Raw genomic sequence first — 19,512 nt, 5'->3', positions numbered from 1 at the left:
AACTGCTAGCCCCCACACACCGTCAAAAAGGTTGTAAAAAAAGTGTTCAGCTCCGCAAAAAAATCCGACCATCTTTTCAGATGATCGGATTTTTTTTAATCGATTTCTCGCCAAGCGCGTTGTTCTTCAAATGAGCTGGCTTCATTTTGAGCGGCGGTAACAATTTCTGCTGGATATTTTAAAACTTTAAGTAAGGCTAAGGCGTTGCGGGTTTTGGCCGGGCCGTCTTTTAATTTGTAATCAAAGAAGACACCTTTTTTATTTACCGATTCAGAAAAATGAACGTTGGCGCATTGTTTTTTCAAAATTTCGGTTAACTCAATATCATGAGTCGCCACAAAGGATAAGGCGCCGTGGTCGGCTAGCCACGCCACGATTGAGCTGGAAGCGGCGATTCGTTCAATCGTATTGGTTCCTTTTAAAATTTCATCAATGAAACATAAAGTCGGCACACCTTTTTTCACGTGGTCGATAATTCGTTTCACTGATTTTATTTCAGCGATAAAATAACTTTCCCCGGCAAAAATATTATCTTCTAAGGCCATGGAAGAAATCACCAAGCTATGGGGCAAACTAAATTGCTCCGCCAAAGTGGTGTGAATCGTTTGCGCCAATAAACAATTGATCGCTACACCTTTAACGTAAGTGGATTTCCCTGAAGCATTGGACCCGGTAATCAGCGTGTTTTTAGTCCAGTCGATATCATTGACCACTGGCTCTTTTAACAACGGATGATAGACGTCTTTGGCGTGAACTTGCAATTCTTTTTGAAAAGTTGGTTGTGTAGCATAAGGCATAATTTCCCGGAAATTCAAAATAGCCGACGCGGCTTCCAAATCCCCCAGCAACTGCCATAGCGCTTGCGCTTCTTTTTGGTGATTTTGTAAAATTCCTAAAACAAAATTGTAAGAAATAAACGGCAGCAAGAAAATCATATTAAAATATTCCATAAATAAATCACCATCTGTATTGGTTTTTACGGAAAATGAAAATGCAAAACGAGTAATTTTTTCAAGCGGACGCAAATTTTCTTTGATTTTTTCTTGCGTAGGTTGGGTAATTTTTTTCATATTTTTTCCGCATAAAATCGTCTGAACTAAATACCCCATGGAAAGCAATTCGGTTTCCATTTGATTTTTTTTGCGGAAATAAAACACAACATTAAACGGGACACTAAAAATTAAAACAAGCAAACCTAATGCATTAAAAAAGAGCATGATTAACCCGATAATCGGCAAAATACCTAAAAATAAAAAGCTCCAAGGATTCCCTAATTGTTGTTTTTTCGGTTCTTTTAAGTAACTTTGAACGGCGTTATAATCCTTTTTCCCCAGTTTAGCAAAGGCCCATTGAAGATCCTCTTTTTCTTTAGGATGCTCTGACAAAAAAGTAATTAATTCTTCTAATTGTGAAAAATCTTGATCCAGTCCGTATTTGCGCATTCTTTGATATAGATTTTCAGAACCAATACTTGAAAATGTTTGGTTAATCATTTGAAAGACGGTAAACATATCCAGATCATTCCAAGTTAAATCATCTATTTCCACTTGATTTTCTCCAGTTGAACTTTGTTTAAAAGCTTCTTTTAAACTTTTTTCTGTATCACGCCCCGCCACAACGCGCGGAAACTTGCCTTGAGCGTTTCGGACAGATTTCTTTAGTTGGATATCTCCATTGACTTTAATAAATAATAGCAACGCAATGACAAATAAAACGACGCCGCCGATAAATAATTGTTCTTGACTCATTTTCCACAACCTTTCTCTTTTTATATTATACATGGTTGTAAGGCAAAAAGAAAAACTCGCTGAAAAAAATTTTTTCGGCGAGTTTTCTTTTATTTTAATGGAAAAAATGAGCACGATGACTATGTTCAGCTAGTTTTTTAGAAGCTTTAGAAACTTTCGGATATAAAATAACTCCCAAAACGAAAAAGCCGACGAGTAAACCAAATAAAATCCAAATATTTCCAGTGGCATTGGGCCAGTAAATTCCTCCCACAGGTTCTCGCAATAAATCAACGGCATGAGTAAATGGTAAGAGTGGATTAATCATTTGGAAAAATTTCCCCGACAATTGAATCGGATAATTTCCCCCACCGCCTGAAATCGACAGCACTAAAATAATAATCGCAATCCCTTTGCCGACATTGCCAAAGAGTGCCGCTAAAACGTAGACCATCGTCATAAAGGTGAGCGCCACAAGTTCGGCCCAAACAACAGTCCACACCGGATTGACTGCGTAAACATGGAGCAAGAATAAATTCCCCAAAGAAACAATTAATCCTTGGGCTAGGCCAATCACTTGGAAACTCAAAAGTCTGGCGGTAAATTTTTCTCGAGGACTAAATTTTTTCTTGTCGTCATCTTTTAAATAAACATCCGTCGAAGCGACACTAGATAGCAACAGGGCGCCTACCCATAAACAAAGAGCAGTATAAAAAGGTGTCGATGCCGAGCCATTATTAGGCACTGGATAAATCGGATTGTCCACTAGTTCTACCGGTGTGGTGAAAAAGTCGGCTTCTTTTGTGGCATCAAGTTTCAGTAAGGAAATAATTTCTCCTAAATCCGCATTATCTTCAGCCATATCAATAGCATCGCCTGCTTTAGCTAAGCCTGCTTCAATGGTTGGCCAGTCGTTTTCTAAAAGTTCGGCAGCCATTGCTAATGCATTTTCCACTTCTGGGAATTTTTCATTGACGACTGTCATCGTGGTGGTTAAATCATCTTCAATTTTCGGCCAATCATTTTCAATAAAAGTTGCCGCTTGATCTAATTTAGTTTCTAAAGTTGGCAATTCGTCTCGATATAAATCAGCCCCAGTCGTAATGGCACCAGTAATTTCGGTCATGTGGCCATTTAATAAAAGATTGGCATCATGAATTTCTTGTTTAATTTCTGGCAATTCTTTTTGATATTTTTCTAAAAGAGTAATCGCATCACTAACAGTGGTTTCAGTCGCTGTTAAAAACGATTCTAAATCCAGCGCTTGGGCCTTCGTGAGTAATTGATTGGCGGCATCTAGAGCCGTCAAAGATTTTTCTAGCGCCGTTTTAATTTCTGCGCTAAGATTTTTTGCATCAACGGCTCCTAGTTGGTCGCTTATAGTTTGAGCTAGTGTCGACAACGTTTGTAAATCAGCTTTAGCTTGTTCCATATCGCCATTATCTACTTGCGTTTTAATTTGCGTTAATCGCGTTTGCAAGACATCCAAATTACTTTGAGCATTTTGTAAAACTTGTGTCAGGGCCACAATTTGCGGATTATCTGTTCCTAGAAAGGCTAGCATTTTTTCAATATTAGCAATCGTTGTTTTTTGCGTATCCACTAAGCCGTTCAAATCTTCTAAGCCTGCAGAAAGTTCGGCTTGATTTTCTGATGTCGCTAATTCGGATAAATTTCCAGAAATTTGGGCGACATTGAGACTAGTTCCTTGCAACACTTGCAATGTAGCGCCAATAATTTGGTCGAGATTTTCTGGCAAATTCGTTTGCAATTGCGTTAAAGCATCCGACCCAAACGTCACCACTTCAGAGCTAGTATCGAGTAATGTTTCGATTTCTGGTAACGATGTTTCTACGGCTTGCAAAACGCCAAGACCGGTTTTTGCTTCTTCGATGCCGTTATTTAAAGTTGTTTCAATTTGTGAAAAATCGCTATCGACTTGGGCCAATTGTGTCCCGGCCGCTTCGATTTCGGGGATTTTTTCTTCTAACGTTAAAATAATACCCGCTTGTTCTTTTATTTCGGGGAATTTTTCATTTAAATCAACGACTTTTTCAGTTAACGCATCAACTTGGGGCAAATAATCCATAAATGTTTGGGCCAACGTGAGTTTTTCTTTAAATTCTGGCATCCGATTATTCAAAGAAATAATTTGATCGACATAGCCATTAATTTCATCATGATTGGCATTGACATCTTGAATTAAACTCGTGATTTTAGTAATAGAAACTAGATTACTATCCAGCTCAAAGCCAATTTCGTTAAACACTTTGACCAAAGTTGAACTGGCGGTATTAATAAATTCTGACGAAATCGTACTTTGAATACTGCTGGCCCCTTTATCCGTAATTTTTGGGGCAATGGCGTTAATTTTTTGATTGACGTAATATTCCAGTTGCGGTTTTTCAATTTCGCCAGTTGTAAAACTCAATAAATTTTCCGAAAAATTTTCCGGCAAAACAATTCCGGCATAATATTTTCCTGATTGCACACCTTTTGTTAAATCCTCTTTGGAATCGACAAATTGCCAACCCAGCTGATCATTATCGTGAAGATTTTCAATCACCTCACTGCCGATTTGAATTTCTTCATCGTTAAACGTCGCCCCATCATCGGCCGAATAAACGGCAATCGGCAGCTCGCTAGTATTTTCATATGGATCCCAGAGTGCTTTAATGTTAAACCACGCGTATAAACTTGGCAAAATCATTAAGGCAATCACTAAAAGAAGCGCCACTGGATGTTTACCGATTCGTTTCCAATCCAGTCCAAAAAGTTTTCTAATATTTTTTACATGTTTCATTATTTTCACCTCATATAAGTATGGAAAAGTTCAAAGAAAGGTCCGAGAAACAATGTACCACAATTTTTTTTTAACTGGAACTGACACAAGTTCGTTTTTGTCGTATAAAAATTGCCGAACTTACGGTATAATAAGTGTAAAGCGCTCCCTCAAACATTAAGTTTTTTTAAAGGAGGTTTTATGAAAAAAATTCCCCGTCTGCGTTTAAAATCTGGCTTAGCGACGATTCATCTTGCAAAACGCCCAAAAAATTTAGCAAAATTACATTTTGGCCCCCTTTTTGGTTATGGGTTCCTTTTATTTTTCTTAGGAATCTTTTTTGCGGATTTTTCTACGTTGGGTTCCCAACTTTTAAAAATTATTACTTCGCCGGCCCCACTTGTGACCGATTATATCGCTTTAACTAGTCTGGGAGCAACATTAGTGAGTTGCGGCTTACTAACACTTTTTGTTGTCTTTATTTCTTATCGGGCCAAAGTGTCCGTGTCCGGTCCTTTAGTGGCGGCAATTTTTATGGTTTCAGGCTTTGGATTATTTGGAAAAAATATTTTTAATTCCTTGCCGCTTTTACTAGGAACTTATTTGTATTCTTGCCATCAAAGGCGTCCCTTTTCGTCAGTTGCCATTGTTGCTTTATTTGGCTCATCGTTGTCGCCGGTTGTTAGCATGCTTATTTTTTCTGGACATCTGCCTACTGCTTACGGTTTGATTTTAGGCTTAGTCGTTGGCGTCGCCATTGGTTTTATCATTCCACCGTTAGCAACTCATTTTCAAAGTTTCACCCAAGGATTTAATTTATACAATGTCGGCTTTACTTCCGGAATGATTTCCATGGTGGTCACCGGACTTTTTCGACTTTTTGGTTGGGAAATAGATTCTACTTATCTCGTCTCTTCAAATACGGACCAGACATTATTTTATTTATTAGTCGGCTTAGCTATTTGTTTATTTCTATTAGGTTTTTATTTTTGCTGGTCCGAAAAAAATTGGCACCTAATAAAAATTTTCAAACGTTCAGGAAAAATAATGACGGACTTTATTAATGATAATGGCCGCGGACCGACGCTGATTAATATGGGTCTGATGTGTTTATTGATGTTACTTTTTGTCCGCCTGACTAACGGCACTTTAAATGGACCTGTTGTTGGCGCCATTTTGTCAGTAATTGGTTTTAGTGCTTACGGCAATCATCCGCTAAACTCGGTGCCACTTTTAATTGGTGTATATCTCGCCGGTCTCGTTAATTTTTATCCAATGAAAGAAGCTAACTTTTTAATGGCGGCTATTTTTTCCACTACTTTAGGACCAGTTGCCGGATTTTACGGACCGATTGTTGGCGTTGTCGCTGGATTTTTACATTTGGCATTAGTCACAAACGTTGGTTATTTGCACGGTGGCTTAAATTTATACAACAATGGTTTTTCTGGCGGATTTATTGCCGCTTTAATGGTTCCAGTTTTAGATCATTTAGGCATTGGGAAAGGACGACATGATGGAAGAAAGACATAAGGCGATTCGCATTTGCGATGAGTTGGTATTATTTATGGTGCTACATTACGCCCAAAATATTCAAACGGCTCTCGAATTTTTACCAGATGGTTTTTTAGTCACCGTTCAAGGCAATCCGCAAGTGACTGATTTAGAATTAAGTGAGCTGGCTGATACTTTAAAAGTGCCGCGCAATCCGTCATTGGAAGATTATTATGAAGAATTATTAGGAACCAATTACCACGAGTCTGGCGATTTTAAATTAATCGGAATGATGGTAGATGAAGTAGATATTGCCTATGATCAAGAAGTTTTACAAATCACTTGCTTGCGCCGAAATTAAAAAAAACAAAAAATATTTGACAGCTAGTTTTTATTAGCGTATGCTAAGTTCAATAAAAAAAACTTTGAAAAGCTCAGTACAATAAACGAAGACAGCAGCGACCTTCTGGCGGTGAAAAGAAGGCTTCAGTGAATTGGAAACACAGCTTGGAGTTGATTTTTTGAAGCTAGTGCAAACTAGTCTAGGAAAATCCGGTCACCCCGTTACCGAGGAAATTATTTCCCTGAGGCTGATTTATCAGCGAAAAAAGGTGGCACCACGAGTCAAATCGTCCTTTAGCGTTTTACGCTAAGGGACTTTTTTTATATCGACAATTTTAAGACAAACGGAAAAATAATGACAGAGACTTTGGATAAGCTGAGACCAAAGAAATTTTTCTTCACCCTTAAAAGTCAAAAAAGCGAACGAATAAACAATTTTAAGTATTTCATTGTTTGATTCCTATTAGTTTTTTTCGTATAACGGCGTTAACGTTGGCTGTTTAAAACAGTCTGAGGTTTTTTCGCGAGAAAAAAACGAATTGAGGTGGCACCACGAAATTTTCGTCCTCTGGTTATTCATAGTAACCAGTGGGCGTTTTTTATTTAAAAAAAATTGGAGGAAAAAAGATGCAATATTTATTAGATATTTTACCGGCTTTACTAACCGGAGTTCTCACCACTTTGAAATTATTTGGCTTAACTTTAGTTCTATCGATTCCCTTGGGACTTTTGGTGAGCTTCCCACTACAAAGCAAATTTAAACCATTAAAATGGATCTTTGATTTGTATGTCTTATTAATGCGCGGCACGCCATTATTATTACAATTAATTTTTGTTTTTTACGGCCTACCGCTTTTACATGTCGTCTTTGACCGATTCCCTGCAGCGCTTCTAGCCTTTACTTTAAATTATGCCGCCTACTTTGCTGAAATTTTTCGTGGTGGTTTTAATACCATTCCCAAAGGTCAATTTGAAGCTAGCCGCATGTTGAAACTTTCTAAAGGACAAACACTTAAAAAAATTATTTTGCCCCAAGTGACTAAAAATGTTGTGCCTCCCATGGGTAATGAAATTATTAATTTGATTAAAGATTCGTCATTAGTTTATGTTTTAGGTTTGTCCGATTTATTAAAAGCCGGCCAAATTGCCATGCAGCGTGATGTGACCCTCGTGCCACTTTTGGCTGTTGGAGTTGTTTATATCGTCCTTATTTTACTGATCACTGCACTTTTGAAAAAAATCGAAGCTGGCTTTAATTATTATCAATAGGAGGAAAAATTATGTTGGAATTTAAAAATGTGACTAAAAAATTTGGCGAAAAAAATATTTTTGAAAGTTTATCCTACTCTTTACAAGAAGGAGAAATTTTAACGATTGTCGGACCAAGCGGCCAAGGGAAAACGACTTTGCTCCGGATTTTAGCAGGCTTAGAAACAGCCGATAGCGGTGAATTTTTTTGGGACGATCGCCCTTTTCATCCAGAAAATGAAAAGGAACAAATTTTAGGCTTAGTTTTTCAAGATTATCAATTGTTCCCTCATTTAACAGTCGAAGAAAATATTACGTTGGCCCCTCGTTTGAATCCAAATAGCAAACAAGCCTCCGCTCCTGAAATCGAAAATTTATTTAGCAAATTAGAACTCAATGATTTAAGAAAACAATATCCATTTCAATTATCTGGCGGTCAAAAACAACGAGTGGCCATTGCTCGGGCGCTGGCTTTAAAACCGGATGTTTTAGGTTACGACGAACCCACCGCCGCATTAGATCCGGCTTTACGCGATACCGTTAGTCAACTCATTTTACAATTACAAAAAGAAGGCATCACTCAAATTGTTGTTACCCACGATCCGCTTTTTGCACAAAAAATTGCTACTAAAACATTAAATTTATAGGAGGCTTGTTGCTATGGGCAAAAAAATATTATTCATTTTTACCATTTTTTTGACAACTTTCACTTTAGGCGCTTGCCGGAAAACCAACCAAGAATCCGACACTTACTCACTAGCCGTAGCCGGACAAGAAATTATTGTTGGACTCGATGATACCTTTGTTCCCATGGGTTTTAGGCAAAAAGATGGCACGTTATCAGGTTTTGATATTGATTTAGCCAAAGCTGTTTTCGATAGACTTGGCTTAACGGTTCGCTTTCAAGCTATTGATTGGTCCATGAAAGAAACCGAATTGAAAAACCAAACGATTGATTTAATTTGGAACGGGTATTCCAAAACGCCACAACGAGAAGAACAAGTTTTATTTTCGATTCCTTATTTAGCTAATCATCAAGTGATTTTAACTAGTAAAGAAAATCAATTTACCGAATCAAGTCAACTTGCCGGTAAAATTCTCGGCGTCCAATCGGCCTCTTCTGGTTATGAGGCGCTGGAAAGTCAGCCGGAAATTTTAAAAGATGTGGTAGCTGAAGTGGTCACCTATCCAACTTTTACAGAAGGCTATCTCGATGTCCAAGCCGGCCGAATCGATGGGTTGTTAATTGACGAATTATATGCCAATTATTATTTAGCCCACGATGTAAATGGCGCTAAGTATATGACCTTTAACACCGATTTTCCTAGCGAAACATTTGCGATTGGCATGCGAAAAAGTGATACTTTACTAAAAGAAAAAATCGACAACACCTTACAAGAACTTGTCACCGATGGCACTTACGGCAAGTTGACTGAAAAATGGTTCCAAGAAAATCTCACTTTACCTGAATAAAAAAAGATCAACGCCTATAGTGACGTTGATCTTTTTTTATTTTTTATTTATCAGTTAAATCAATTTCTAAATGCAAATTATCTGGCGTATTCGGATCGACTAAAGTAGATTCCACATATTTTAAAAGCGACTGATCATATTTTTCTAAGAGCGCATACCCTGGCTCTGCTTTAATCGCTGCAATCTCTTGTGCTGATAAATTATTGTTCCCGGTAAAATAACGCAGATTGGCCTGACCTACAAAATCGGCAATAGGATCCACAATTTCATCTTCGTAAATGTCTTGGCCAAATAAATTTTGGTAAGCCATTCTTTTTCCATCTTCCATAAATAATTGTTGAATGTAATTCGGATAATTTTGCAAATCTGTCTGATTTTTTTCGGCCGTACTTAAATAGGACGTTGGATCAAAACTTTCTGCTTGATAACTTATTTTATTGGGCGACAAATGGAGATGACCGACTTGCGTTTTAGCAATACTAAATGATGAGCTAGTGATTTCATAAAAACCATTTTTGCTATCTTCCATAATATCTTGAACATGAATGTGCCCGGAAAAAACGAGGGGCACTTGATACTTCTTCATTAAAGGAATCACTTCAGCGGCGTTATTTAAAACATAACCATCATGAATTCGCTCGTTATGTTGCAAAAGATTATGGTGCATAAAAACAATGGGCTGCTGGCCGTCATTTTGACAAGCTTGTAGCTGTTGGTCCAGCCAAGAAATGTTTTCATCTTTAAAACGCCCGGCAGTAATGGGCGCCATATGACTTTTTTCAATTGTGTACAAATTACTATCCATCATAAACAACCGATACGTCCCAAAATCAACCGTGTAAGAAAGAGACGACGAATCACGACTAATAGACAAATCAAAGCCATCCGGTAAATATTTTTCAAAATCATCTGTCGAAATTTGTTCAATAACTTGTTGCTTGTCGCCGATAAAACTTCTTGCCCAACCGTCAAAAATATCGTGATTGCCAGGAATTGCCAACACGGGAATCTCGGCTTCTTTTAATGGCGCAAAAATCCGATTCAACGCTTGTAGACTAATCAATTCCCCATTTAAAGTGACATCGCCTGTTAAAATTAAGACATCTGGTTTTTCGATTAACGCTTTTTGCACCAACGCCTCTAAAATTTCTTCGTTATAAACAATATCTTTTCCGGCGGTAGTGGCGGCAATTTGTTGAAAAGCTTTCCCATCATCATGTAAAGATCGGGCCAACAAATGATTATCAGAAATAATCCAAAAATCAGCATTTGTTTCTGTCGGTTTTTCTTTGGCGCCTAATTGATTGACCCAAAATAAACCAGCAAAAATAAGCACTAAGCATCCTACGCTCGCCAAGGTCCATAAAATTTTTTTCAAATTGTCGACTTCTTTCTATCTTTTAGCGGCCAATAAATTTATTTAATTTGCTTCTTTTGCAAGCTCATTTTTTTAAAGGAAACTGCGCTTCTAAACGATAAATTCGTTTGCCTTGTTGGGCAAATCGTTCTTCGTATTCCGTCATAATATTTCCCACAAACTCACTTTGGTGCAAATCAAGGGAAATAAAATCAAAAGTCATTCCAAAATTAGCCAAGCTCATTAAAGAATATTCAAATAATCCTTGATTATCGGTTTTAAAATGAATCGCTCCATCTGGTTCCATAATTTCTTGATATTGTTGCAAAAAAGTTTTATAGGTCAAACGACGCTTCTCATGTTTTTTCTTAGGCCAAGGATCAGAAAAATTCAAATAAATCCGCGCCACTTCATTTTCAGCAAAATAGTTCGTCAGTTTACTACCATCTGCCCATAATAATTGTAAATTTGGCAAGGGATTTTCCACCAGCCGATCTAAAGCTGTCACTAGTGCATTGATTTGCATTTCCATAGCGATATAATTTATTTCTGGATGAGCTGCGGCCATATCATATAAAAAACGGCCTTTGCCGGAACCTACTTCAATATGGATTGGTTGATTTTTTTCAAAACGACTTTGCCATTTGCCCCGAAAATTTTCCGGCTGACCGGTGGCATAGTTTTCATTTTGTTCAAATGTTTCTTGCGCCCAAGGTTTGTGACGTAAACGCATTGCATAACTTCCTTTCCATAAAAAAAGGAGACCGCAGCCCCCTCTTTTTACAAATAATTATAATTTGTTTTTAAAATCAAGATCTCTTCGTTCATTTTTTTGAAATTACGTTTTCGATATTGAACTTTAATTTGTTCCAGTTGATGCATGGTGCCGTACCAGTGAATTCGTTCCATAACTTCTTTTTTTGGCGTTGTTCCGTATGCAACGAGCCAAGCTGACCATTTTTCCATTGGCACATAACGCCCTAAAATACAGCCCAAGTCCACTGCTGGATCACTCAACATCGCCGAGTCCCAGTCAACCAAATACAACTGGTTGGTGTCACTTAACATCCAGTTGCGATGATTCGTATCACCGTGAACGGCCACATAATTTTTCGGATCAAAACTTGGCAAATGATCTTCCAAATGACGAAAAACTTTTGTTAAATAGGTGTTGTCTCTTAATGCTTGAGGCAAATCTTCAGCGTAATGCAATAACAGGTCAAAAGCTGAAATTTCTTTTCCGCCCACTTTTTTTAGCATATTTGTTAATGAGGGACTATGATGCAAATGTCGCAAAATCGTAATCACTTCTTGATAACGACCGACTTCATTTTCATTTAAGACTCGTCCATCTAACCACTCTTGGGCCGTTAACACATCGCCATTACCGGCGCGTTTGGTCCAGACAAGTTTTGGGGTGATGCCTTCTCTGGAAAGTGCTGCTAAAAAAGGTGACGTGTTTCGCTTGATAAACACTTTTTCGGCGGCTCTGATGCCCATAAATGCTTGGCCAGTATCGCCGTCAATCGGTTGTAAATGCCAATCATTATCCAACTTCAGTCCCATGAAAGCTCCTCCTCCACAATTTGTGCGCAATATTTATTTTAGCGAGAGTTTTCTCTTGAGTCAAGGGGATATATGTTCTCTTTTTTGAAATTAAACCATTAAAAATCAGGCTAAATTTTTTTTAAGGCGGACTGGCGCGTATCCAGCGGTGAATAAAAAACTTTCCAAAAGTAAAAATAAAAATAAAATTCCCGCTTGAGCTATTGTTAAAAACCAAATGCTTAAAAGACTCAACAATAAACTTTCTAAAACTAAAATAAAACCTAATAATTTCTGGAAATTTTTAATTTTAAGCGTGTTGTCCACCGGATAAAGTTGCGTCATGGTCATGTAATCAAATTGGCGAGCTAAGGGCAACAATTGGAAGCCGAATAAATAAAGAAAGAGCGCCGTTAAAATAACCACGCCATAAAAATTGGAAAAGACCGCCATCATGGCTACGGCTAAACTTGTCAAGGATAAAAACAAACTCCGATACTCATTGCCTCGGACAAAGCGGCGGGCAAATAAATACAAATACGTGTGACTTTGATTTTTAGGAATCCATTGAAGTAAGAAATCAAGATATTTGCGGCGGGAAATTTTACTAGAAACCTCAGGCACATCAGTAAATAAAGCGATAAACGCCCAGATTTTTTTTTGCCGAGCTTGTTCTTGTTGGGTAAAATAATCCCATTGAAAAAGTGGCCGGCTAGCCGTTTTAAATTGTGCAGAATCAATATTAGAGAAAGTTTTTTGATATAAGAAAACAAAAATCAAAAGCGCTACCGCCATCAAAGGCCAAATCATCGTCCATAAACTAGCGAACAATAAGACTGCCACAAGCGGTAATATCCAGCGGCTGACTGGTTCTTTTTTATAATTGGCCCGCACTTGAAATAACAGGTCAATCATTTTTAAAAAGACTAACGACAAGAACAGGCCAATTAATTCGGCGACCGAAAAATTGCCTACTAATATTAATAAAGGACCCGTCAAGACGACACCGGCTAATAAAAGACCAATCGGTAAGAAAACCGAGTGCCAAAAAGATTTTTTTAAATAAGCTAGCATCGCACTTTCTTGTGGCAATAGAAAATATTGGTCGGCTGGTTTAGCAAAAGTCGCCAAATGTCCAAAGGGAAACAGAATCAGTAAAAAAAATCCCGCCAACCAAACAAATTGCGTGGCCTTCTGATCAATGGTTTGTAATAACTGGCTATAAAAAAATAAAAAGCCACCTAACAGAAAAAACAAAACAATCGTAAAATGATCATTAAATACATAGCGTAAATATTTCATTAAAAGACGTAGCTGGGCCTGACGTCGCTTTTTAAATAAGTCATTCATCTATTGCACCTGCTCTATTTGCGTTAAGGTGAGATAAATTTCATCTAAGCTTTTCCCTGGTTGATTGAACTGCTCTTGCAAATCTTTCAGCGATCCATCGGCGATAATCGTTCCTTGGTGCATCACTAAAAAGCGATCGCAATAAATTTCAGCTGTCGCTAAAATATGTGTCGACATTAAAATCGCCGCCCCGTTTTTTTTCGCCGTTGTTAATAATTCTAATAAATCATGAATCGCCAACGGATCCAAGCCTAAAAAAGGCTCGTCGATAATTAATAAGCTGGGGTTAATCATCAGCGCGGTGACGACCATCACTTTTTGTTTCATTCCTTTTGAAAAATGAACCGGCAACCAGTCCAAGCGCGTGTCTAGGCGGAAAATTTTTAATAAGCCTTCTGCTAACGCCCATGCTTTGTCCCAAGATAAATCATAAGCCATGGCGGTAATTTCTAAATGTTCTTTTAAAGTAAGTTCTTCATATAAAATTGGGCTTTCGGGAATATAGCCGATTTTCTTCCGATAATCGCCAGGATTTTTAGCTAATGTCAAATTATCTAAAGAAATCTCACCACTATATGGCTGCAAGAGTCCGATAATATTTTTAATGGTGGTAGATTTTCCGGCGCCGTTTAAACCAATAAGTCCAACCATCTCCCCGCTTTCAATCGATAAATTCACATCTTTTAACACTGGTTTATTGCCGTACCCGGCGTTTAAATGATTCAAAATTAAAGTCATTTGCTTTCCTCGTTTTTAATTGAATTTTTGCCTGAATTGGCGTTCATTTTTCTTCGTTTGTTCTATTATAAAGCACAGAGATTATTTTTGCGAAAAATTTTCGCCAGCATTTTACTTTTGTGGTAAAGTTAAGGTAAATAATTAAGGGGGATTTTAGATGTCTGATTGTATTTTTTGTCAAATTATTAAAGGAGATATTCCTAGTTACAAAGTCTATGAAGATGATGTGGTTTTTGCTTTTTTAGATATGACCCAAGTGACAAAAGGCCATACGCTAGTTGTGCCAAAAAAACACGTGGAAGATCTTTTTGCTTACGATGAGAAATTGGCCGCCGATGTCTTTAGCCGCATTCCAAAAATCGCCCAAGCCCTTGACGATGCATTTCCGGAAGCTGACGGCTTAAATGTCTTAAATAATAATCGCCAACTGGCCTATCAATCGGTTTTCCATTCACATTTCCATCTGATTCCTCGTTATGGCAAAGACGATGATTTTTCGATTCATTTTGGCAATCATCAAGCAGACTATCCGCCCGAAAAAATGCAAGCTATTGCTGATCAAATTTCTAAACATGTCGCTAAATAAATAAAGGAGGATTTTTTTATGTCATTGAAAAAATTTATCCACGGTTTATTTTTTGGGAGTCTCGCCGGGGGCCTTTTCGGTTTATTTGTTGCCCCAGCTAGTGGTAAAGAAACCCGAGAAGCAATCCAAACCGATTGGACAGATTTAAAAATCGCTAAAGAAAATTTGCAAACAAGTTTTCAAGCGGTGAAAAAAAATGCCCAGAAATTAAAAGACACGATGCCTATCCTCAATGTATTGACTAGTGATTTGCAAAAATCATTTGCCGATTATCAGTTTCAAATGGAGCCACGCTTAGCCCAAGTCACTGAAACGCTAAAAAAAATACAAGATGAAATGATTCCTGCTCAAAAACCGCGTTACGTTCGCTATTATTTACCAAAACGTAAATAAAACATCAAAATAGTCGCTAAACTTTATTTAAAATTTGGCGACTATTTGTGTTTTTTTTTTGAATTTATTTCGAGAATTTAGCAAAGGGCTTTTTCAAAGGCTACAAACTGTGGTATAGTTATTTTCGTTAGCTTAAATCTTTTAAAAAAAAATAATGAGGTGCCCCAAATGAACATGAAAAAGAAAATCATCCTAGCTGTCGTAAGCGCGGCCAGCGTCCTAACTTTAGCTGCTTGCTCAAGTAGTTCTTCCCAAGAAATTGCGACTATGAAAGGTGGCAAAATTACGGTAGAAGATTTTTACGAAGAAGCAAAAAGTCAATCTACTTCCCAACAAATCGTCCAAAATATGGTGATTTATAAAGTTTTTGAAGAAGCTTATGGCGACGACGTTACGGATAAAGAAATCCAAGAAAAATACGACGAAACAGCCGATCAATATGGCGATACATTTGAAGATACTTTAAAAACTAATGGCTTAACAGAAACAAGTTTCAAAGCGCAAATTAAACAAAGCTTAGCCTTTGAAGCCGGATTGCGCAGCCACGTTGAAGTGACTGATGATGATTTGAAAACAGCTTGGGAATCTTTCCACCCTGAAGTAGAAGCACAAATTATTACTACTGCTTCTGAAGAAGATGCTACAGCTGCTTTAACAGAAATTACTGGTGGTGCTGATTTTGGCGATGTAGCTAAAGAAGTATCAACCGATACTACAACTAAAGATGACGGCGGAACAATTAAATTTGATTCTCAAGACACCGACACCGTTCCAGCTGACGTTCAAGCAGCCGCTTTTGCTCTAGAAGATGGCGCTGTTTCTGAAGTCATTACAGTTACTGGCCAATATGCAAATACTTTCTACTTAGTTAAAATGGTGAAAAACCAAGCTAAAGGCAATTCCATGGATCCTTACAAAGACGACTTAACTGAAATCGCTACTCAAACACAAATGAACGATTCTACTTTTGTAACGAGTGTTATCCAAGAAGAATTGAAAAAAGCCAATGTTAAAATCAAAGACTCCGCCTTTGACGAAGCTTTGTCTCAATACTTAACAACTGACTCCTCTACTGCTGAAACAAGCTCAAGCGCTGCAACAGAAACAACGGAAGAATCTACCGAAGCATCGACTGAAGCTTCAACCGTTGAATCTACTGAAGCATCAACAACTGAAACTACTACAGCAGAATAATTTTTAATAATCAATAAAAGCGACTGACCAATTAATTTTGGCTAGTCGCTTTTTTTATTTGTAGGATCACTCTTTTTCTCTGTTGTTTCGTTTGCACAATAATTATTTTTTGGGCGCTGTTAGGAATCTTTTGTAAAATATTTTCAATCTTGCGTGCTGATTTTTTTGGAAAATCCCAAACAAATTTTAAAAATTCTAAGTACTCGCGGTCAAATTTTTCTTCAAATTCTGCAGCCATATCCGGTCGACTTTTTTTGGATAATTTTTGTTTTAGACTGCGCCAGATAACGCGCTTTAAGGCGACGATTCGTGGTACTTTTAGCCAAATAATCAGATCACAATCCGCCGCTCTTATGGCTAATGTTCCGGCATAATTGCCGTCAATAATATAATTTTCGTTGTTCTTCATAAAATCAGCGACAACTTCTGCAAACCAAATTTCAGCTTCTGAGCTGTAATCAGTCGTGTGCCAAATTTTATCTAGATGCAATACTGGATAATTTAAAATCTCTGCTAGTTTCCGGGTTAAAGTTGATTTTCCAGCACCAGATGATCCAATTAAAATAATTTTCATTTTCATCTCCTTCTTTTAATGTAAAGGTTTGCTTTTTGGAATTTTAAGAATATAATGAAGGTGTTCAAAAAAATAGAGAGAAGGTTTTAGTATGAAGAAATTTTTATTATTCGCTTCACTTTTGGTTGGATTTATTGGTTTTGCTGGAATCAAAAATGTGTCTGCAAGTGAGGAGGTGATTTCTCCCGTTGTTACAAACAACGAAACTGCTCAACTTTTTGATGAATCTGGGAACTTACTGGATGGTTTTATTATCACTGAAGAAAGTGAAGCCTACTCAAAACCTTCTGATTTACTCCTTAGAAGTTCGGTTGGTCACATGGTTTATAAAGATATTACTGTGACCAGATCTTCTCAAGTCACTGTAGTTCCCAAAACAATAATCTATTCACAACTTGAACCGGGGTACTCAACTCCATTTTATGGAACACTGTATTATCAGGGATATACAGTTATTCCAATGACTTCTTATAATTTATATTACATCCGTTATTCTGGAACGGTTTCAGCCTATTTAGGGTAGAAAGTGAGTTATCATGCGTCCGATAAAATTATTACTAGTAACTATCAGTTGTCTATTATTTATGGTAGCTTGTACCCCGGCTAAAAATACCGAGAACACAATTACTTTCACTTCCACCAATGAAACTTTCCACGCCGAAGATTATCAATCGGCTACTTTTGAAACAAAAAAAGAAATTCCCGAAAAGAAAAATTTTGACGGAAAAGAATTGACCTTAAAATATATTGAAGAAGATGGCAAAACAATTACTGCTTACTATGAGTAATGCTCCTCATTATAACAAAAAATTGACCGCAAGAAAATTTGCGGTCAATTTTTTTGGTTATACGCTTAAAAATTCACTACTTCATCAGCCAGCTCAGCAATTCTCGCATCCAAATGATGAGTAATAATTACAATTGTTAGATCCTCTTGCGAAAAAAGCTCTTTTTCAATTTTGTATTGCAACTCACTATTTAAAGAAGAAGTTGCTTCATCCAAAATCAACACCTGTTGCCCTTGATAAAGTGCTCTAGCTAGATGGACTCTTTGCTTTTGTCCGCCAGATAATTTCGTCAAATCATGATTTAAATTTTTTAATTCCAGTAAATCAAGCAACTGATTTAGCTCTGGCTCTTGCGGATCTTCAAACAAGGTAATGTTATTTTGCAGATCGGCGGAAAATAAATACGGCGTCTGCTCCACATATAAAACCGATTTTCGATAGTCTTTTTCAGAAATAGTTTTTAACTCCGCTCCATCCACCAAAACTTCCCCGGTGTAATTTTGATAGTAACCGGCTAATATTTTAGCAAACGCTGATTCCCGCCTCCACTGCGGCCAGTGATAATAATTTTGTCTCCGTGCTGAATCGTCAAATTAAAATCGCGAAAAATAATTTCTTCCCTAAAAGAAAGAGCGAGATTTTTAATTTCAATTTGCTTCATGTCAATAGGTGAATTGACTTCAGCTAATACTAGCGACTCATTTTCAATGTCTTGGGCTAAGTCAAACTTTTGCAACAAGACGCGGCTAGATTTAATTTCCACAAAATCGTTAGTAATATTAGAGAGCGAAAAAGTTAATTTTCCCGACAGATTCCCCGTTGAACTAATGGACCCCACCGTAACAACTCCTGCAACGGCCAGAAACCCGGTGAGCAAATCGATGACAATTTGGCCAAAGAAACCAACTAAATTTACCGCTGCAAAAACTTTTTCTTTTTCTCTTTGCAAATTTACCGCAGCGTCTTCTGTTTCCACAGAACTTTGGCGAATCATCTTCACCATGGTGGGCAATCGATCGAAAGCATAAAAAATCGAAAATCCACCAATAATGCTATTAGATTTACTAAGAAATTTTTCGTATTGATCGGATAAATCCCGACTTTTGATACTCACATTTGCGCTTAGTTTCCTTGGCACATAGATCATCATCACGGTCGTTAACAAAGCTGCGATCATAACTAGCAGACTGTAATAAAGTAGGGCAATTGTTGCAAAAATAATTTGCGCTCCTAAATCCACGGCATGAAAAATAGCGGTAAATCCTTCATCTTGCAATCTTTTCATATCGTTAGTCAGCCAAGAACTATAACTTTCCGACTTGGTGCCCTCATATTCAACATAAGACATCCCGCCAATTTTTTTGACAATGTCGATGCGAATATCAGTGACCATTCTTTGAATAATTTTTTCCTGATAAACCGATTCAAAATAATCAAGCCAAGTTAAAAAAATACGGATGACCACAATAATTCCTAACCAAAAAGAAAAAGTGCTAAAATCCAACTTGATTAACGCATCGGTAGAATAGGTCATTAAAAATGCGGATAGCACGGTTAAACCAGAATACAAAACGAGCATTAGACAAATTAAAAAATTTGAAGTTTTACGGCGTAACATATACTTAATCAAAATACTCCTCCAAAAAAGGCCCTTGCAGCCTCCAGTTATTATAAATAGTTAAACTGAGCAAAACGACTGCAAAAAAAAGCTAGCTCACTAGAACATTTTTTTGCAGTTTAAGTGCATCTTTAAATTACTTTTTAGAACGATTAAACCATTTTATTTTTTATTTTTCATTGGAATCACCTTTTATTTTTTTTTTAATATTATCTTAAATCTAAAGTAATGTCAATAAGTTTTTAAAATATTCTAATATTTTCACCGCTTATTTTGGCTAAATAAAAGAGGAAGCATCGAAATGCT

The 19,512-nt window shown here is 37.2% G+C and carries 20 protein-coding genes and 1 other annotated feature; of the genes, 10 read left to right on the top strand and 10 right to left on the bottom strand.

Translation table 11 applies throughout. The features are described from left to right. Positions 1-95: 95 nt before the first annotated feature. Together BQ5341_RS04235 and BQ5341_RS04230 are read right to left on the bottom strand one after the other, a co-directional pair. The gene (locus BQ5341_RS04235) at positions 96-1,748 is read right to left on the bottom strand and encodes a MutS-related protein (protein WP_071130784.1); all 1,653 of its coding nucleotides are present in this window, start codon (positions 1,746-1,748) and stop codon (positions 96-98) included. A 94-nt stretch (positions 1,749-1,842) separates the two neighbouring features. Further along, complete coding sequence (locus tag BQ5341_RS04230; protein WP_071130783.1) at positions 1,843-4,530, bottom strand: YhgE/Pip domain-containing protein; 2,688 nt, start codon at positions 4,528-4,530, stop codon at positions 1,843-1,845. Positions 4,531-4,710: 180 nt separating this feature from the next. Between BQ5341_RS04230 and BQ5341_RS04225 the strand changes: the two genes are divergently transcribed. The 5 genes from BQ5341_RS04225 to BQ5341_RS04205 all read left to right on the top strand — a co-directional run bounded on the left by BQ5341_RS04225 (position 4,711) and on the right by BQ5341_RS04205 (position 9,063). Then, complete coding sequence (locus BQ5341_RS04225) at positions 4,711-6,039, top strand: DUF1576 domain-containing protein (RefSeq protein ID WP_071130782.1); 1,329 nt, start codon at positions 4,711-4,713, stop codon at positions 6,037-6,039. Beyond that, positions 6,020-6,361 (top strand): hypothetical protein, encoded by a 342-nt coding sequence (locus tag BQ5341_RS04220; RefSeq protein WP_158661737.1) that lies wholly within the window; start codon positions 6,020-6,022, stop codon positions 6,359-6,361. The genes BQ5341_RS04225 and BQ5341_RS04220 overlap by 20 nt, the downstream gene beginning before the upstream one ends. A 55-nt stretch (positions 6,362-6,416) precedes the next feature. Then, positions 6,417-6,640 (top strand) — a binding site (T-box leader). Positions 6,641-6,969: 329 nt separating this feature from the next. After that, positions 6,970-7,611: an amino acid ABC transporter permease gene (locus BQ5341_RS04215; RefSeq protein ID WP_071130780.1), complete on the top strand. Its 642-nt coding sequence runs from the start codon at positions 6,970-6,972 to the stop codon at positions 7,609-7,611. A gap of 11 nt (positions 7,612-7,622) precedes the next feature. Next, positions 7,623-8,237: an amino acid ABC transporter ATP-binding protein gene (locus BQ5341_RS04210; RefSeq protein WP_071130779.1), complete on the top strand. Its 615-nt coding sequence runs from the start codon at positions 7,623-7,625 to the stop codon at positions 8,235-8,237. A 13-nt stretch (positions 8,238-8,250) separates the two neighbouring features. Further along, positions 8,251-9,063: an amino acid ABC transporter substrate-binding protein gene (locus BQ5341_RS04205; protein ID WP_071130778.1), complete on the top strand. Its 813-nt coding sequence runs from the start codon at positions 8,251-8,253 to the stop codon at positions 9,061-9,063. Positions 9,064-9,106: 43 nt separating this feature from the next. Here the strand turns inward: BQ5341_RS04205 and BQ5341_RS04200 are convergent, their stop codons facing one another. The 5 genes from BQ5341_RS04200 to BQ5341_RS04180 form a co-directional block, all read right to left on the bottom strand. Beyond that, entirely contained in the window at positions 9,107-10,441 is a 1,335-nt protein-coding gene (locus BQ5341_RS04200) for a metallophosphoesterase (RefSeq protein ID WP_083378587.1), read from the bottom strand. Between the two features lie 64 nt (positions 10,442-10,505). Then, complete coding sequence (trmB, locus tag BQ5341_RS04195) at positions 10,506-11,153, bottom strand: tRNA (guanosine(46)-N7)-methyltransferase TrmB (RefSeq protein WP_071130777.1); 648 nt, start codon at positions 11,151-11,153, stop codon at positions 10,506-10,508. 47 nt (positions 11,154-11,200) lie between these two features. Beyond that, a complete protein-coding gene (locus BQ5341_RS04190; protein WP_071130776.1) occupies positions 11,201-11,986 on the bottom strand; it encodes a phosphotransferase family protein in 786 nt (261 codons plus the stop codon). Positions 11,987-12,091: 105 nt separating this feature from the next. After that, the gene (locus BQ5341_RS04185) at positions 12,092-13,315 is read right to left on the bottom strand and encodes an ABC transporter permease (RefSeq protein ID WP_071130775.1); all 1,224 of its coding nucleotides are present in this window, start codon (positions 13,313-13,315) and stop codon (positions 12,092-12,094) included. Then, the gene (locus tag BQ5341_RS04180) at positions 13,316-14,053 is read right to left on the bottom strand and encodes an ABC transporter ATP-binding protein (RefSeq protein ID WP_071130774.1); all 738 of its coding nucleotides are present in this window, start codon (positions 14,051-14,053) and stop codon (positions 13,316-13,318) included. 157 nt (positions 14,054-14,210) lie between these two features. On the opposite strand from BQ5341_RS04180, the gene BQ5341_RS04175 reads away from it, so the two are divergent. From BQ5341_RS04175 to BQ5341_RS04165, 3 genes are all read left to right on the top strand, one after another. Beyond that, positions 14,211-14,639, top strand: coding sequence for an HIT family protein (locus tag BQ5341_RS04175; RefSeq protein WP_071130773.1), 429 nt, complete (start codon positions 14,211-14,213; stop codon positions 14,637-14,639). An 18-nt stretch (positions 14,640-14,657) separates the two neighbouring features. Next, positions 14,658-15,032, top strand: coding sequence for a YtxH domain-containing protein (locus BQ5341_RS04170; RefSeq protein ID WP_071130772.1), 375 nt, complete (start codon positions 14,658-14,660; stop codon positions 15,030-15,032). A 174-nt stretch (positions 15,033-15,206) separates the two neighbouring features. Further along, positions 15,207-16,226 carry a peptidylprolyl isomerase gene (locus BQ5341_RS04165; RefSeq protein ID WP_071130865.1) on the top strand — a complete coding sequence of 340 codons (1,020 nt, stop codon included), beginning with the start codon at positions 15,207-15,209 and terminating at the stop codon, positions 16,224-16,226. Between the two features lie 31 nt (positions 16,227-16,257). On the opposite strand, the gene BQ5341_RS04160 is transcribed toward BQ5341_RS04165, so the two are convergent. Next, positions 16,258-16,800 carry a EutP/PduV family microcompartment system protein gene (locus BQ5341_RS04160; RefSeq protein WP_071130771.1) on the bottom strand — a complete coding sequence of 181 codons (543 nt, stop codon included), beginning with the start codon at positions 16,798-16,800 and terminating at the stop codon, positions 16,258-16,260. 91 nt (positions 16,801-16,891) lie between these two features. Here BQ5341_RS04160 and BQ5341_RS04155 point away from each other — a divergent pair, with 91 nt between their 5' ends. Continuing rightward, on the top strand, positions 16,892-17,323 hold the full coding sequence (locus tag BQ5341_RS04155) for a hypothetical protein (protein WP_071130770.1): 432 nt from the start codon (positions 16,892-16,894) through the stop codon (positions 17,321-17,323). Between the two features lie 13 nt (positions 17,324-17,336). Continuing rightward, a complete protein-coding gene (locus tag BQ5341_RS04150) occupies positions 17,337-17,588 on the top strand; it encodes a hypothetical protein (RefSeq protein WP_158661736.1) in 252 nt (83 codons plus the stop codon). Positions 17,589-17,653: 65 nt separating this feature from the next. Here the strand turns inward: BQ5341_RS04150 and BQ5341_RS04145 are convergent, their stop codons facing one another. Together BQ5341_RS04145 and BQ5341_RS04140 are read right to left on the bottom strand one after the other, a co-directional pair. Then, positions 17,654-18,067 carry an ATP-binding cassette domain-containing protein gene (locus BQ5341_RS04145; protein WP_071130768.1) on the bottom strand — a complete coding sequence of 138 codons (414 nt, stop codon included), beginning with the start codon at positions 18,065-18,067 and terminating at the stop codon, positions 17,654-17,656. A 35-nt stretch (positions 18,068-18,102) separates the two neighbouring features. Next, on the bottom strand, positions 18,103-19,218 hold the full coding sequence (locus BQ5341_RS04140) for an ABC transporter transmembrane domain-containing protein (protein ID WP_071130767.1): 1,116 nt from the start codon (positions 19,216-19,218) through the stop codon (positions 18,103-18,105). Positions 19,219-19,512: the final 294 nt, after the last annotated feature.

The sequence above is a fragment of the Enterococcus timonensis genome, from assembly GCF_900104595.1.
Taxonomy (GTDB): Bacteria; Bacillota; Bacilli; order Lactobacillales; family Enterococcaceae; genus Enterococcus_J; species Enterococcus_J timonensis.
The sequence above is the reverse complement of the archived record's forward strand: the minus strand, read 5'-3'. Positions and strand labels throughout refer to the sequence as shown.